This is a genomic window from Actinospica durhamensis, from assembly GCF_018139695.1.
Classification (GTDB): domain Bacteria; phylum Actinomycetota; class Actinomycetes; order Streptomycetales; family Catenulisporaceae; genus Actinospica; species Actinospica durhamensis.
Map to the genome: position 1 here is coordinate 1 of NZ_JAGSOG010000216.1, position 15317 is coordinate 15317.

Genomic DNA, 15317 nt, shown 5'->3' on the forward strand with positions numbered 1-15317 from the left:
ACAGCACTGGGTGTGGCCGAGGTAGCTGGGCCCGTACATGGCGACCCGGCCGTCCGCGTCGGGCAGACGCGCCGCGCAGACGACGGTGTCGTGGCCGTCCGCGCCTTCGTGGGCCAGCGGTGTCCAGTCGCCCCCGGAGCCGAACCGGCCACGGCAGTCCTGGATGACGACCAGGAAGCCGCGGTCCGCCGCGTGCCGCGGGTCGAGGCGATCGAGCACGCCGGGATCGCGCCTGCCGTAGGGCGAGCGGGCCAGCAGCACCGGCCACGGGCCGTCCCCGGTCGTGGGCCGGTACACGTCCGCGCGCAGGACGGTGCCGTCGCGCATGGTCATCTCGACTTCGGAGGTCGGCATCGTGCTCGGATCGTAGCCGACCGGCCGCGGCGGCGTGGCAGGCGACGAGGCAGGCGGCGGCGATCCGGGCCGCCGCCTGCCTGCCGCCGGCCCGCCGCTAGGTCTGGTCCGCGGCCGACTCGCCGCCGACGATTCTGGCCAGCACCAGAGCGAACAGGATCACGCCGCCGTTGATGGCGTACTGCCAGTAGTTCGGCGCCTGGGACAGGTTGATGATGTTCTGCACCAGGCCGAGCAGCACGACGCCGCTGGCCGCGCCGAGCATCGTGCCCTTACCGCCCTGCAGCGACACGCCGCCGATGACGGCCGCGGCGAAGACGCTGAAGATGATGCCCTCCTGGTAGCCCTGGGCGCCGGTGACCGAGGAGACCCGGCCGGCCTCGATCAGTCCGCCCAGCGCGGCCAGCATGGAGCCGGCCACGTAGACGCCGATCTTGATCCGGTCCACCCGGATGCCGGCGGCCCGCGCGGCCTGCGGGTTGCCGCCGATCGCGTAGATCGCCCGGCCGGTCCGGTGGTAGCGCAGGAACAGGCCGGCCGCGATGAACACCACGGCCGCCACCACCAGCGCGACCGGCACCTCGCCGAGGTACTCGGTGCCGATGTAGGCGAAGGCCGCCGGCAGCTGGTAGGGCGACTGGCCCTGCACGCTGCCGTTCTGCAGGCCGGCCAGCAGGATCGTCATGCCGAGCGTGACGATGAAGCCGTTGAGCCTCGCCTTCACGATCAGCAGGCCGTTGACGAGGCCGACGGCGGCTCCGATGCCGATCACGATCAGGATGCCGAGATAAGGGTTCAACATCAGCCCGGAGCCGAAGGCGGAGGCTGGCACGATCAGCCAGGCCGCGATCATCGGGGCCAGGCCGTAGGTGGACTCCAGCGACAGGTCCATCCCGCCGATCAGCAGGATCAGGCTCTCGCCCACGACCGTCACGCCGAGCGCGGAGACCTGTTGGCCCACGCCGGAGATCAGGTTGGTCGTGGTGAGGAACACCGGGCTGACCAGTGCGCCCACCACCAGGATGACGGCGAGCACGGGCAGCAGCGCGGCCTCGCGGATGAAGCCGAGGGCGGCCGGGCCGCGCCTGCCGCCCAGCAGGGGGGCCGCGCCCACGGCCTGCGGCAGGGGTTGCTGGGTCTGGGTCACGGGGTCTCTCCTGGTTCTTCCGACGTCGCGCCGCGTCCGGCGCCGATGGAGCCGATGGTGCTGGCCACGCCCTCGATCGCGGCGATCATCGCGGTGCGGTCGAACCGGCCGCCGCCGGGCACCTCGGCCACGATCCGGCCGCGCACCAGCACCAGCACGCGGTCGCAGTACCCGAGGTCGTCGAGTTCGTCGGTGGCCAGCAGCAGCCCGGCCCCGGCGTCCACGGCCCGGCGCAGCGCCTGCAGCAGCAGTTCCTTCGACACCACGTCCACGCCGCGGGTCGGGGTGATCGCGACCACCAGCCTGGGGTCCCGGGCCAGCGCCCTGGCCACGGTGACCTTCTGCTGGTTGCCGCCGGACAGGTCGGCCACCTGCTGCGCGAGCGAGGAGGCGACCAGGGCGAGCGAGTCGGCCCAGGGCTGCGCCGCCTCGTGCATCCGGCGCCGCCCGAGCACGCCGAGCCGTCCCGCCGAGAGCCGGTCGGTGATCGACATGGTCATGTTCTCGGCGACGGACAGCGCCCCGACGTATCCGGCGGTGCGGCGGTCCTCGGGGACGTAGCCGACGCCGGCCTCCAGGGCCGCGGCGCGGTCACCGCCCGGCAGCCCGGCGCCGCCGACGAGCAGTTCGCCCTCGTCGCCGGACTCGATCCCGGCCGCGATCCGGCCGAGGGTGACCACGCCCGAGCTGATCAGCCCGACCACGCCGACGCTCTCGCCCGGCGCGACGGTCAGCGAGACGCCGTCGAGGTCGCCGTACTCGGACGCGGCCGTGAGCCCGCGCAGCTCGAGCACCGGCCGACCCGCCGCCGCGTCCGCGCTCTCCACGTGGACCGGCAGGTCCTCCACGGCGGTGCGCGAGGCCTGATCGGCCAGCTCGGTCTCGGTCGGGCCCCCGACGTGCCCGTGCACCATCGCGTTGACCAGGCCGTCCGTGCTGAGTCCGGCGGTGGGCGCCGTCAGCACGAGCTCACCGTCCCGCAGCACGGCCACGTCGTCGCAGATGTCGAACACCTCCTCCAGGTGGTGGGAGATGTAGAGCACCGCCACGCCCGCGTCCACGAGCTGGCGCACCCGGGTGAACAGGCGCAGCACCGCCTCGCGCTCCAGGGCCGCGGTGGGCTCGTCCAGCAGCAGCACCTTGGTGCCCGAGGCGACGGCCCGGGCCAGCTCCACGATCTGCCGCTGTTCCACCGACAGGTCGCGGCAGGCCCTGGCCGGATCCACGCCGCTGCCCCACTCGCCGAGTACGGCCGCGGCCTCGGTCCGCACCGCGCGCCAGTCCACCCGGCGGCGGCGCCGCGGCAGCCGGCCGAGGAAGACGTTCTCGGCCACGGTGAGTTCGGGCACGATCATCGAGTGCTGATGGACGGTGGCCAGCTTGGCGCGCCAGGCGTGCACCGCGCCGGCCGGGGGAGCGGCCTCGCCGTCGAAGGTGACCTCGCCCTCGTCCGGCCGCTGCAGGCCGGAGAGGATCGAGACCAGGGTGGACTTGCCCGCGCCGTTGCGCCCGACCAGGCCGAGGCACCGGCCCGGGGCGAGCGTGACGTCCACGCCACGCAGCGCGCGGGTCGAGCCGTAGCTCTTGTGGATCCCGCGCGCCGCGACCGCGGGCGTGAGCACAGCGGTCATGAGTTGGCGCCGGAGGAGCACACGCCGCCGTGCGCATTTCCGTAGACGTTGCCCCACAGGTTCTGGTCGCTCACCGCGGTGGTGGTGACCGAGGAGGGCAGGGAGTCCACCGGAGCGGTGAGGGTCAGGTTCTGCGTCGTGTTGGTGACGAACGGGGCCACGATCGGGTCGGCCAGGTTCGTGTCGTTGTTGTAGCTGACGTTCTGCAGCGTCGGCGCGCCGCCGCCGGGCTGGCCCGCGGCGAGCTTGACGCCCTTCGCGGCGTCGACCGCGTACTGCAGCGCGTACTTCGCGTACAGGTCGGCGGGCTGGGACTGGGAGGCGTCCAGCGTGCCCTGCTGGATGTCGCACATCTCGAAGGCGACCCCGTCGTCGCTCACCACGATCACGTGGTTCGCCGTGCCCACCTTGCCGAAGTTCTTCTTCTGCAGCAGCGGCAGGATTCCGGTGTCGGGGCTCGACCACTGCGAGTAGATCGCCTTGAGCTGGCCGCCGTAGGCGTTCAGGGCGTTCTGCGCGTCCGTGACGGCGGTGGACTCGGTCCAGGCGGTCGGGTCCTTGAGCAGCTTGACCCCGGGGTCGTTGGCCGCCATGCAGTCGTTGAACGCGTTCGTGCGGTCGGAGCCGTTGGAGGAGGTCAGGTCGCCCTCGAGATCGAGCACGTAGCCCGACTTGACCTTCGAGGATATGTAGGCGCAGGCGTCCTGGCCGTAGAGCGTGTTCGAGGCGCGCACCACCATGTAGACGTGGCCGGTGCCCACGATCGTGTCCACGGACACCAGCTGCACGTTGTGCGCGGCGGCGTAGGCGATGGCCGGGCCGAGGCTGGTGGCGGTCTCCGGGTTCACGATGATCGCCTTGGCGCCCTCGTTCACCAGCGTCTCGATCTGCTGGTTCTGCAGCGAGGCGTCCGCCTGGGCCAGCTCGGGACCGAGCAGCTGCACGCCGTCCTGGCCGGCGTACTGCTGCTCGTACTGGATGTAGGCGGCCCAGAAGGCCGTGTTGTTGTACGTCAGCGAGACGCCGATCTTGATCGGCCCGCTGCTGCTGCCGGAGTTCGTGTTCGAAGATCCGGGGGCCGTGGAAGAGCAGCCCCCGATGCCGAGTGCGGCAGCGGATACGCATGCTGCGAACAGAGCGGCTTGTCGACGTACACGCATCGAGACCTCCATGGTCGTCGAAGCCCGGACGCTCGTCCGGGCGAGGTGGGCATCACAATAGATCCGATGAATCAGTGCGTCAATCAAAAACTCATGAGCCGATGGTGGTCGAAGTTCCGTCGAAACATTCGCGAACTGACTCAGGCCTCCGATCTCCCCCGATCTCCCGGCAGCGCGGAGCGGCGGTGGGACGGATCTTCGTCCCACCGCCGTCCCCGCGCGGCGCTCAGCCCAGTGCGAGTGCGAACACGTGGATCGCCGGTGTGCCCGTGGCCAGCGGAGATCCCGCCGGAAGGGTCACCGAGGCCACCGTCTTGCCCGAGGCGAGCGCGACGTTGACGGAGAAGATGTCGGCGGTGTGGGAGTAGGTCGTGTTGCCCTGCCTGTTCTGGTAGGTGGAGTTCACCGCCACCGCACCTGCGCTGGGTGCGGAGGTGGAGAACCAGTCGGGCACGGTGAGCGTGTAACTCTGGGTACTGCCGTCGGTGTAATTGATCGTTCCGGTTCCGGTGGCCGGCCCATAGCTGCCCGACACGAGGAATCCGAGATCGGCCGCGCTGCCGGACAGGGAGATGAGCTGCCCCTCGGCCACCGCGTTGTCGTTCGAGCCCGCCGCGACGTTCGGGAACGTGTACGTCACGCCGTTCGACGTGATCTGCGCCCCCGGCCCGGCGCCGGCGTTGGTCAGCGCGGTCTCGGAGAAGCTCGCGCCGCCGCCGTCGAAGTTGCCCGACGCGGTGGCGGTGTCCGCGGTGATCGCCACGTTGTTGAACGCACTGGCGAGCGGGACCCCGGTACTGGAGAGCGTGAAGCCCAGGGAATTGACGTTCCAGCCGCCGTTGTCCTGGTCCACCGTCAGCGTCTGGGTTCCCGCGGGCAGGGTGACGGTGGCGTTCACCGTGGTCCAGGTCTGCCAGCCGCCGGTGGAGGCGATGTTGAGGTTGCCGCTCAGGTTGGTTCCGGAGCTGTTGGCGATGTGCAGGGCGTCGGTGACGGCGCTGGGCGCGGCCACCCGTAGAGCGACGGTGTACGTGCCGGCCGTGGCGACGTTGACGGTGTACTTGAACCACTGTCCGCCGGAGGTCCAGCCGAGGTCGTAGCCGCCGCCGGTGTCGCTGGTGGTCTCCAGGTCGACTCCGTCGCCGCGGTAGGCGTTGCCGGTGCCGTTCACCGAGCCGACGCTGTAGGCCACGCCCTGGCCGCCGGTGTCGTAGTTCTCCGCCTGCACCGTGCCGGGCACAGCCGCCGCGCTGCCGCCGTAGGGGCCTTCGGCCGCGTTGCCCGGCAGGCCGATCTGGGCGATGCCGCCGAGGACCTTGTCCTGCGTCGCCTGGCTTCCGGTGACCTGCGCGAAGGTGAGCGAGGTGGTGAGACTGCCCGGCTGCTCCACCAGATAGGTACTGCCCGCGGTGACCGGCACGCTCAGCGTCGCGGCCGTGGTCGCGGCCACGACGACGGCCCCGGTCGAGCCGTTGACCACCTCTGCCTGCGCGCCCGACCACGGGTTGCGCACGCTCAGGGTGCCCGTCGTGCCGGCCTGGATCGCGGCCGTCGCCAGCGTGCCGCTCTCCATCTGGACGTCGAGCTTGGAGCCGCCCTGGATGTAGACGGTTCCGGACCCGTCCCAGCCCGAGGGCCAGGCCGGGGCGAAGCGGATCGTGCCGTCGTAGTCGGTCGCCAGCGCCTCGTCCAGGGTCGTGGCGACGGTCGAGGACTGCTCGATGTAGGGCTCGTCGGTGGAACTCGGGTTGAAGGCCGCCAGGCCACTGACGTAGTACTGGTACTTCTCGGTCTCCGCGACGAGGTCGGAGGCCACCGCCGAGCCGTTGTCGAGCCGCGCGGCGTCGACGGCGTCGAAGGTCCAGTCGTTCGAGTCGGTGTCCGGCCGGGAGCTGTAGGTGCGGTCGGCCAGCGCGGTCAGGTTGTCGCCGTTGACGGTGGTGTCGTCACCGATCACACCCCACGGCCAGACCGGCTCGAGCCCGATGTTCTCGCTGTTGCGGATGGTCGCGGAGGGCTGATACGAGTCGCCGATCGCGTCGTTGCCCGCCGCGTCCAGCGAGGCCGCCGCGGAGGCCGAGGTCGGCTGGGCGTTGAGCAGCGAGGACAGGTTCGAGGTGCTCACCCGGGGCAGCGGCTCGATCTCGTTCTCGGCCGTGCGCAGCTGCGAGACGAGCGAGGAGTCGGTGTTGAGGATCGTCGCCGCCTGGATCACGGCCGGGAACAGGGCCTGGTCGGCCACCAGGTCGGTGGTCGGGTCGGTCACGGCCCACTGCGACTCGTGCGCGTTCGCCGTCGCGTGCAGGAAGCCGTCCGAGCCGACGCTCTGGTAGGCCAGCAGGAACGTCGCGGTCTGCTCGAGGATCGGGTAGTAGGTCTGCAGGAAGCTCTTGCTCCCGGTGTCCTGGTACTGCTGCCAGATCCACATCGCCAGCTCGGCGCCGCTGGTGACGTTCTCCGCGTTGTACGACGGGCTGGACGCGGTCGCGCACGAGGCGTTCGAGGAGTTGCTGCCGCCGTTGTAGTAGCCGTTCCCATTGAAGCGCATGGTCTCCGGGATGCAGGCTCCTGCCTTCCCGCCCATCTGCGCGCTGGTCCAGGATTCGATGGCCGGCAGATCATTGAGGTACATGGTGAAGATCGGGACGTTGAGTGCGTAGTCCCCGGAGCTGAGGTTCGCCGCGATCTGGCCGCGCAGGTTCCACAGCCAATATCCGGCCGGATACCAGTCCTGCTGGTCCTCGTCGTAGGCGAACATGTCCGCGACCCCGGCCTGGCTGCCCGGGTACGCGCCGGACTTCATCGAGGCCGCCTCGTCGTAGAGGTAGAGCGTCCTGAGGTTCTCCATGTACTGGGCCGACCCGTCCGAGGAGTTCGCCTCGATCAGTCCGACGTTGGCCCAGTAGTTGTTCCACCAGGACGACTGCGTGGCCAGCAGGGTCGAGGCCGCGGTGGAGGCGTCGGACCCGACCAGCGAACTGGCCGTGGACGTCGCGGTGCCGCCGGTCCACTGCGGCGCCGCCACCACGACCGAGTAGGTGCCGGTCGAGGAGGCGTTGAAGGAGACCTTGACCTGCGTGGAGCTGACCGTCGAGCCGGTCACGTTCGACCCGCCCGCGGTGATCGCGGCCATCGCGCCGAAGGTCTGTCCCGAGTTGCCGGTCTGGCTGTTGTCCACCCAGGTCTGAGCGAGGGCGGCATAGGCACCGGAGGCGGACGCCGTGGGCGAGCGTCCGCTCCAGAGGCTGAGGGTCGCGGTTTCCGCGGCGTTCGCCGCGGCCCCGGTCACCTCGACGACGAGTTCGTCCTTGCCGGCCGGGACCCAGGCCTGCAGGGTCATCCCGCCGCCCGACTCGTCCAGCACCCCGTTGTAGAGGTCGAGGTGCCCGGTGAAGTTCGAGGCCGAGGTCATCGCGGCCAGGCCGGGGATGTTCACCTGTCCCGGCGAGAGCCGGGAGGGCATGGTGTCGCTGCGGTTGAGCTGGGCGGTGAAGCCGTTGGCGGCCCAGGCGGCCACCCCCAGCGACCCGTTGCCCAGCGGCATGGACTGGCTCGGAGCGGAGTTCGGCTCGCCGAGCACCACGTCCGAGCGGCTGACGACGCCTCCCACGTTCGTCGAGAACGCGCCGTTCTGCCAGGCGGTGGTCAGGCTCGCGGCGTTGGCGCTCCCGGTCCCCCCGGCGAAGGCGAGGGCCGCGATCAGCGCGACCCCCAGTCCCGCGCCGAGCACGGGGTGGCGTGGTGTGTATCGAGTGGGCACAAGTCCTCCTGCACGCGTCGTTGCGGCATGAAATCCGCCGACTGCGGATTCGGATACATCGGATGTGTTGATATCACTTGGCTCAGAGCACGTCTATACATCGGGAAAGTTCCGGAACCAGAGTCCTCCGACGCGCGATACGTGGGACCTCTGACCGGGGGCTGCGGGGAAAGCGGCTTCGGCGCAGCGCGACGATCACGTCAGGAGGCACTGAGCGCTTCGGGTGAACGCGGACCCGGTTCTGGGCAGTCGTCGGCGGTCTCGGCCCGCGGACGCCCATACTCGATCTCAGTCATTCGATCGCAATGCGACCGAGCCCGATCTGCGCAAGGAGTGGCGAGGTGTCCGAGGCCGCCGGAAGATCCCGCGTCAGTCAGGATCCGAAGACCCGTAGAAGCGTCCTCGTGCGCGGGGCGACGGTGCTCGCCGCCGCTCCGCTGTGGGGCGGCGCGCTCTGGTCCCCGAACGCCCTCGCGGCCGACTCGAACGCGCCGATCCCCGCCTCGGGGAACTCTCCGCTCACTCCGGAGCGGGTTCTGCGCATCCTCGAGCAGGGCAACCGGCGCTGGGTCGCCGGACGGCTGCGGCACCCCAACCAGACGGTGGCGCGCCGCGAGGAGGTGGCGGCCGGCCAGCACCCGCTGGCGACCGTCTTCTCCTGCATCGACTCCCGCGTGCCCCCGGAGATCGTCTTCGACCGCGGCGTCGGGGATCTGTACGTCGTGCGCACGGCCGCTCAGACCAACGACGGCCTGGTTCAGGGTGCGGTGGAGTACGGCGTGGACGAGGCGCTGACGCCGCTGCTGGTGGTGATGGGGCATCAGCGCTGCGGCGCGGTCACCTTTGCGGTGGAGACGCTCAACGCGGGGCAAGAACCGCCCGCGCATCTCGAGGACGTCGTGGACGCGCTGCGCCCGGCGTACGAGGCGGCCAAGGACCTTCCGGGCGACCAGGTGGACAACACGATCCGCGCCCAGATCCGACTGACCGTCCGTCAACTGCGGTGCGACCCCGTCCTCGCACCCTATGAGCGCAGCGGCCGCGCCCACGTCGTCGGCGCCTACTACTCGTTGGACACCGGCGCGGTCGAGTTCCGCGACCGCACCTGACGCCTCAGACCCTTCGACACCTGTCCATCAGGCACCCATCCGAGGAGACCGGCACCATCATGACTACTTCTCCCGCCAGCCCCCCGGCCTCCGTGCCCGCGCGCGAGAACGTCTCGATGCGCATGCGCGAGCTCGTGTTCGGCGCAGCCTGCGCCGCGGCCGTGCGCACGGCCGCCGCACTGCGCGTCGCCGACGCCCTCGGCGAGACGCCGGCCACGGCGGACGAGTTGGCCACGGCCGTCGGCGTGCAGAGCGATCCGCTGGCCAGACTGCTGCGCGCCCTGTCCAGCTACGGGGTGTTCGCCGAGGACGAGAGCGGCCGGTTCGCGCACACCGAGATGTCCCGGCTGCTCCAGGAGGACTCCCCGGACAGTCTGCGCTACATCGCCCTGTGGTGCACGGAGCCGTGGACCTGGCAGGCCTGGCCGCACCTGCCCGACGCGGTGCGCTCCGGCCGAAGCGTGTTCCCCGAGGTGTTCGGCAAGGAGTTCTTCGAGTACCTGCACGACGGCGCCGGGGAGTCGGCCCGCGTCTTCGACAAGGCCATGACACAGTCGAGCCGGCAGTCGGCCGCCGACGTCGCCGGATTCGTCGACCTCGCCGGGGCCACGTCGGTGGTGGACATCGGCGGGGGACAGGGGCACGTCCTCGCGGCCCTGCTGGAGAAGTATCCGCAGCTGCACGGGACGCTGCTCGACCTGCCCGCCGTGGTGGCCAACGCCGACCCCCGGCTGCGCGAGGGCGGAGCGCTCTGCGCGCGCGCCGAGATCATCGCCGGCGACTGCCGCACCGCGATCCCGGTCGAAGCGGACCTGTACATCATCAAGAACGTGCTGGAGTGGGACGACGAGAGCACCCGCCGCACGCTTCGCAACATCGTCGAGGCGGCCCGCCCCGGCGCGCGGGTCCTGGCCATCGAGAACCTCGTGGACGAGAGCCGGTCGATGAGGTTCACCACCGCCATGGACCTCATGCTGCTGCTGAACGTCGGGGGCGCGAAGCACACCAAGGCGAGTCTCACGGCCCTGATGGACGAGGCGGGCCTGCAGATCAAGGACGTGCGCCCGGTCAACCCCTACCTGCACGCCTTCGACAGCACGGTCTGAGGCGGCGAGAGACGACAAGGGCGACGGCGCCGAGACGCCGTCGCCCGTCGAGGCGTCAGATCGCGCCGGTGCGTTCCCAGCGGTAGAACTCACGGGCCATCGCGTCCTTGGGCTCCTGCCAGGTCTGCGGGTCGTAGGCGGAGACGTACGCGGCCAGCTGCTCGCTGATGTTCCGGAACTCCGGATGGCTGCGCGCCTTGGCCACCTCGGGGCCGGGCGCCCGGTCGGCCTCGATCAGGTGCAGGTACAGATCCCCGAACTGGAACAGGCTGCGGCCGGTCACCCCGATGAGGGCGGGCAGCTCGCCGCTGTCGGAGGCCGCGAAGGTCTCGGCGATGTCGGTGGCCGAGTCCGGCTTCATCCGGGCGACGATCAGAGCGCGGTGCACGTGTGGATTCCTTTCAGGAGATGGGGACCCGCCGGGCCGGCCGGGCTTCGAAGCCACCCGGTCGACTCGGCGGGGGAGCGGCGGGGCCGCGGCGGACGCCGGCCCCGGCTCAGCCGGCCACGCGGGTGGCCGCCGGCTGCTGCGCGCTTCGGCTGTGCGCCGCCTCGACCTTGTCCCGGATGAGTTCCATCTGCACCCGGGAGTTGTGGTTGATGTGCGCGGTCATCTTGGCGTCGTCGACCGGGGCCGTGGGCTTCATGGCGAAGTCCTGGACCCAGCGCATCGACGTACCGCCCGGGACCTGCTCGTAGTGCCAGTTGATGTCCATGTACTCGAACGGCCCGGTCTCGACCCGGTGAGCCCGTACGGCGAGGGCGGAACGGTCCGTCTCCCGCTCCGAGACCCAGGTCCAGACCTGCCCGTCCTCGTCCGGGTGCATCGTCAGCCGGAAGGTGACCTTCTCGCCCGCCCGCTCGAGCACCTCGACGGACGCGTACTCGCTGAAGAGCTCGGGCCACCGCTCGAGGTCGTTGGTCAGCTCCCAGGTGAGCTCCAGCGGAGCCGCGATCACGATCGTGTTGTCGGTGTGTCCGGGCATGTCAGGCTCCTGCCGAGACGCGGTCGTTGACGAGCGCCAGCAGAGCGCCCGGGGACTTGTGCGCCTCGGGCTCGCCGTCGATCGAGCAGCCGTAGCGGTTCTCCAGTTCGGAGATGACACCGAGCAGGCCGAGCGAGTCGAGCCCGAAGTCGCCGAACGGCGACGCGGACCGGCTGGCCAGGTCCGCCGGCTCGACCGGCGTCCCGGCTCGGCTCTTCATCAGGGAGGCGAGGTCTTCGTAGGTCATCGGGCCGTTCATCACAGGACTCTCCTTTTAGCTCGAGTGGGGTTCACGCGACGGGTACCGCGGGGTCAGAGCCGGTAGCCGCCGGCGCGGCGCAGTACCAGGGCCGAGTTGTGGCCCATCAGGCCTCGACTGAGGACCAGGACCGTACGCATCGGCGAACTGCGCGCGCTGCCGGTCACCAGGTCGAGGTCGTGGTGTGCCTCGGTGATATTGGGGGTGGCCGGGATCACTCCGTGCTCGAGCGCGAGCACGGCCGCGGCCACGTCCAGCGTCGAGGCGGCCGAGTACGCCCGCCCGAAGCCGGTCTTGGGTGCCGTCACCGGGACTTCGGCCGCACGCCGGCCGAGGGCGTCGCCGAGTGCCAGCGCCTCGGCCCGGTCGGCGGCCGGCACGCCAAGGGCGTCGGCGAACACCGCGTCCACCTCGTCCGGAGCGCAGTCCGCCTCCTCCAGCGCGCCCTGGATCGCGCGCGCCAGGCCGGGTCGGGACAGTTCCCAGTCCCCGGTGCCGGTGAAGGTGGCGGCGTGTCCGGCCACCACGGCCCGGATCGGCGCGCCGCGGTCGCGGGCGACGTGTTCCGCCTCGAGCGTGAACATCGCACCGCCCTCCGCGGGCGAGAATCCGCAGGCGTCCCGGGTGAACGGGAGATAGGCCCGTTCCGGGTCCTCGGCCAGGCTGAGTTCGGGGTAGCCGAGCTGGCACACCATCGAATAGGGGGCCAGCGGCGCCTCGGTCGCGCCGGTCAGAACGGCGTCAGTGCCCTGACGGATGGACCGGCAGGCGTGACCGAAGACGTCGAGGCCGCCCGCCTCGTCGTTGACCAGGACGGCGCAGGGCCCGCGGAATCCGCCCCGGATGGAGAGCTGGCCGGTACTCGCGGCGTAGAACCAGGCGATGGACTGGTAGGGGCCGACGAACTGCGGACCCTCACCCCACAGCCGCTGCAGTTCGCCCTGGCCGAACTCACCGCCGCCGGAGCCGGCGGCCGTCGCCACCCCGATCGCGTACGGCTTCTCCGGGTCGGCCCGCAGCCGGGCGTCCTCCAGCGCGAGATCGGCCGCGGCCATCGCGAAGTGGGTGAAGCGGTCGGTCTGCACGACGTAGCGGCTCTCGATCAGCGCGTCCGCGTCGAACCCGTGCACCTCGCCGGCCACCCGCAGCGGCAGATCGGTGCAGCCCTCGCGGCTCACCGGGCCGAGCACGGCCTCGCCCCGCAGCAGTGCCTTCCAGAACGTCTCGGTGCCGATGCCGTTGGGTGCGACGACGCCGAGGCCGGTCACCACGGCCGGCCGGCCGGCCGCGGCCGTCTTGCGCCCGCTCATGAGGCCCCCCGATCGGCGCCGGCGAGCACCACCGCGGACTGGAAGCCGCCGAACCCGCTGCCGACCGACAGGACCGCGCGCAGCCGGCCGGAGCGGGCGGTGCGCGGCACGTAGTCGAGATCGCACTCCGGATCGGAGGTCTGGTAGTTCGCGGTCGGCGGTATGACGCCGTGTGCGAGCGCCAGGGCGCAGGCGACGAGTTCGATGGCGCCGATGGCACCGAGGGAGTGGCCGATCATCGACTTGATCGAGCTCATCGGGACCTCGTAGGCCCGATCGCCCAGCGAGCGCTTGACCGCCGCGGTCTCGTGCCGGTCGTTCTGCTTGGTGCCCGAGCCGTGCGCGTTGACGTAGTCGATCTCCGAGGGGTCCACCCGGGCCTGTTCCAGCGCGCGGTCGATGGCTTCGGACATCTCCAGCCCCTCGGTCGTGAGCCCCGTCATGTGATAGGCGTTGCCGCGGGTCGCGAAGCCGCTGATCTCGCAGTAGATCCGGGCACCCCGGCTGCGGGCGTGCTCCCACTCCTCCAGCACGAGCACCCCGGCGCCCTCGCCCAGGACGAAGCCGTCGCGGTCCACGTCGAAGGGGCGGGACGCGTGCGCCGGGTCGTCGTTGCGCGCCGAGGTCGCCTTGATCGCGTCGAAACAGGCCACTGTGATCGGGGATATGGGCGATTCGGAGGCGCCGGCGACGATCACGTCGGCCTTGCCCTCCGCGATCAGGTTGAAGGCGTATCCGACCGCGTCCAGCCCCGAGGTGCAGCCGGTCGAGACCGTCTCCACCGGTCCGTGGGCCTCGAGGTCCTCGGCCACCTCGGAGGCCAGGACGCTGGGGGAGAAGGCCCGGTGCAGGTGCGGGCCCGCCTCGCCGGGGTCCACGTCCCAGCGGCTGCCGCTCGCGCTGACGGCCACGTAGTCCCGCTCGAGCCGGGTGGTGCCGCCCACGGCCGTGCCCAGCGAGACCCCGAGCCGCCAGGGGTCCTCCCGGCCGAGGTCGAGTCCCGCGTCCTTGACCGCCTCGGCGGCGGCGACCAGCGCGAACTGCACGTACCTGTCGGCGCGTTCGGCCCGCTCCGGGTCGAGTCCGCAGGCCGCCGGGTCGAAGTCGCACTCAGCGGCTATTCGGGAGCGGAAGCCCGCGGGATCGAACAGCGTGATCCCGCGCGTCGCGGTCCGGCCCGAGGTCAGCAGGTCCCAGAAGGCGGCGACACCCACGCCGCCGGGGGCCACCGCACCGAGGCCGGTGACGGCCACCCGCCGATTCACCGCGCTGCTCCCGCCAGGTCGGGCGGTCCCGGCTCTGCGCCGGACACGTCCTCGGTGTCGACGTGGCCGAGCTCGGGACGCGGCGCCAGCGGGCCGAGATGGAAGACCATGCGGGCCTCCACGTCGCCGACGTTGCGGAAACGGTGGCGCATGTGACGGGGCACCATCAGGCCCTGGTCGGGACGGAGCACATGGGTGACTCCGTCGAGGTCGACCTCCAGGTCGCCGCTGACGACGAACACGAACTCCTCGGAGTACGGGTGGTAGTGCTCGGTGATCCGTTCCCCCGGCGGGATCAGGGCGACGCCCATGAATCCGCTGGTGGCTCCCACGGCCGTGGGCGTGAGCATGGCCCGCAGGTCGCCGCCGCGCCTGCGATTCGGTTCCGTCTCGTTGAGGTCCACGATGCGTACGTGCTGCTGAGCGGTCATCGATTGCTCCATTGGCTGTGTGTGGAAGGGCGCCGTCGCGACGGCGGCTCAGGCGTCGAGTGCCTGGCGGTCGGTGACGGGATCCATGCAACAGCGGGCGAGAAAGTGCTCGATCCCGGAAAGGCTCTGCAGGTCGGTGCCGGCGTCCAGGTCCAGCTGCCGGGAGAGCTCCTCGGCGGCGCGGCCCGGCGCGAACCCGGCGGCCGCCTCGAGGGCCTCCTGGTAGGAGCCGTCCAGGTCGACCAGCCGGACCAGGGTGTCCTCGCGCAGGAACATCGTGGTCGCGACGAGCGGGCTGCCGGGGTCGGCGACCGCGGCCTCGTCCTGTTCGGCGAGCAGCCGCGCCGCGGCGGCGCCGCAGCCCGGGCGCACCGGGTAGACGAAGGCGTGGCGCACCGCGGCGTCGGTTCCGGGGAGCGGGTTCTCGGTGTGCGACACGGCGGGCAGGGCGGCCCGGGCGAAGAACGCGCGCGCGGAAGCCGGGTTCCCCAGGTCGCGTGCCTCCTCCAGGTAGGGGTTGATCGCCTCCTCGACCGCCCTGATCTCGGGCTGGGACGCGACGTGGCGCAGGGCGTTGCCCAGGTCGCCCTCCACCTCGACGGCCCGCACGACCCGGTTGCCGCGCATGAAGAGCGAGGTGCGCCGCAGCCGCGTCGTCTCGTCGACGCGCGCCGTCGGCGAGCGGTAGTCGGCCAGGATGCCGGCGACGGTCTGCTCGCATCCGGGCTTGACCGTGAAGGTCAGCGCGTGCCGCACGACGCCGCCCATGGCCAGCGGGGGCAGGGGGAGGGGGTCGGTC

Annotated in this window: 14 protein-coding genes; 2 read left to right on the forward strand and 12 right to left on the reverse strand. The window is 71.2% G+C overall.

Annotation, left to right across the window (positions count from 1 at the left end; translation table 11 throughout):
• The 5 genes from KDL01_RS30220 to KDL01_RS30240 form a co-directional block, all read right to left on the reverse strand.
• The coding region (locus tag KDL01_RS30220) for a CocE/NonD family hydrolase (RefSeq protein ID WP_212532064.1) at positions 1-354 on the reverse strand (354 nt) is incomplete at its 3' end.
• Between the two features lie 97 nt (positions 355-451).
• Positions 452-1480 (reverse strand): ABC transporter permease, encoded by a 1029-nt coding sequence (locus tag KDL01_RS30225; RefSeq protein ID WP_438801997.1) that lies wholly within the window; start codon positions 1478-1480, stop codon positions 452-454.
• Positions 1481-1497: 17 nt separating this feature from the next.
• Positions 1498-3132 (reverse strand): sugar ABC transporter ATP-binding protein, encoded by a 1635-nt coding sequence (locus KDL01_RS30230; RefSeq protein ID WP_212532066.1) that lies wholly within the window; start codon positions 3130-3132, stop codon positions 1498-1500.
• Positions 3129-4292, reverse strand: a complete 1164-nt coding sequence (locus tag KDL01_RS30235; RefSeq protein ID WP_212532067.1) for a sugar ABC transporter substrate-binding protein — start codon at positions 4290-4292, stop codon at positions 3129-3131. Before KDL01_RS30235 ends, KDL01_RS30230 begins: the two co-directional genes overlap by 4 nt.
• A gap of 226 nt (positions 4293-4518) precedes the next feature.
• Positions 4519-8052, reverse strand: coding sequence for a carbohydrate-binding protein (locus KDL01_RS30240; protein ID WP_212532068.1), 3534 nt, complete (start codon positions 8050-8052; stop codon positions 4519-4521).
• 404 nt (positions 8053-8456) lie between these two features.
• On the opposite strand from KDL01_RS30240, the gene KDL01_RS30245 reads away from it, so the two are divergent.
• Together KDL01_RS30245 and KDL01_RS30250 are read left to right on the forward strand one after the other, a co-directional pair.
• Positions 8457-9161, forward strand: coding sequence for a carbonic anhydrase (locus tag KDL01_RS30245; protein WP_212532069.1), 705 nt, complete (start codon positions 8457-8459; stop codon positions 9159-9161).
• Positions 9162-9220: 59 nt separating this feature from the next.
• The gene (locus tag KDL01_RS30250; protein WP_212532070.1) at positions 9221-10267 is read left to right on the forward strand and encodes a methyltransferase; all 1047 of its coding nucleotides are present in this window, start codon (positions 9221-9223) and stop codon (positions 10265-10267) included.
• A gap of 55 nt (positions 10268-10322) precedes the next feature.
• On the opposite strand, the gene KDL01_RS30255 is transcribed toward KDL01_RS30250, so the two are convergent.
• From KDL01_RS30255 to KDL01_RS30285, 7 genes are all read right to left on the reverse strand, one after another.
• A complete protein-coding gene (locus tag KDL01_RS30255) occupies positions 10323-10655 on the reverse strand; it encodes a TcmI family type II polyketide cyclase (protein WP_212532071.1) in 333 nt (110 codons plus the stop codon).
• 109 nt (positions 10656-10764) lie between these two features.
• A complete protein-coding gene (locus KDL01_RS30260) occupies positions 10765-11253 on the reverse strand; it encodes an SRPBCC family protein (RefSeq protein ID WP_212532072.1) in 489 nt (162 codons plus the stop codon).
• A gap of 1 nt (position 11254) precedes the next feature.
• Entirely contained in the window at positions 11255-11512 is a 258-nt protein-coding gene (locus KDL01_RS30265; RefSeq protein ID WP_212532073.1) for an acyl carrier protein, read from the reverse strand.
• A gap of 53 nt (positions 11513-11565) precedes the next feature.
• On the reverse strand, positions 11566-12822 hold the full coding sequence (locus KDL01_RS30270; RefSeq protein ID WP_212532074.1) for a beta-ketoacyl synthase N-terminal-like domain-containing protein: 1257 nt from the start codon (positions 12820-12822) through the stop codon (positions 11566-11568).
• The gene (locus tag KDL01_RS30275; RefSeq protein WP_212532075.1) at positions 12819-14087 is read right to left on the reverse strand and encodes a beta-ketoacyl-[acyl-carrier-protein] synthase family protein; all 1269 of its coding nucleotides are present in this window, start codon (positions 14085-14087) and stop codon (positions 12819-12821) included. Before KDL01_RS30275 ends, KDL01_RS30270 begins: the two co-directional genes overlap by 4 nt.
• Positions 14084-14518 carry a cupin domain-containing protein gene (locus KDL01_RS30280; protein ID WP_212532076.1) on the reverse strand — a complete coding sequence of 145 codons (435 nt, stop codon included), beginning with the start codon at positions 14516-14518 and terminating at the stop codon, positions 14084-14086. Before KDL01_RS30280 ends, KDL01_RS30275 begins: the two co-directional genes overlap by 4 nt.
• A 48-nt stretch (positions 14519-14566) precedes the next feature.
• On the reverse strand, positions 14567-15317 hold a 751-nt coding region (locus tag KDL01_RS30285), incomplete at its 5' end, for a SchA/CurD-like domain-containing protein (protein ID WP_281415685.1).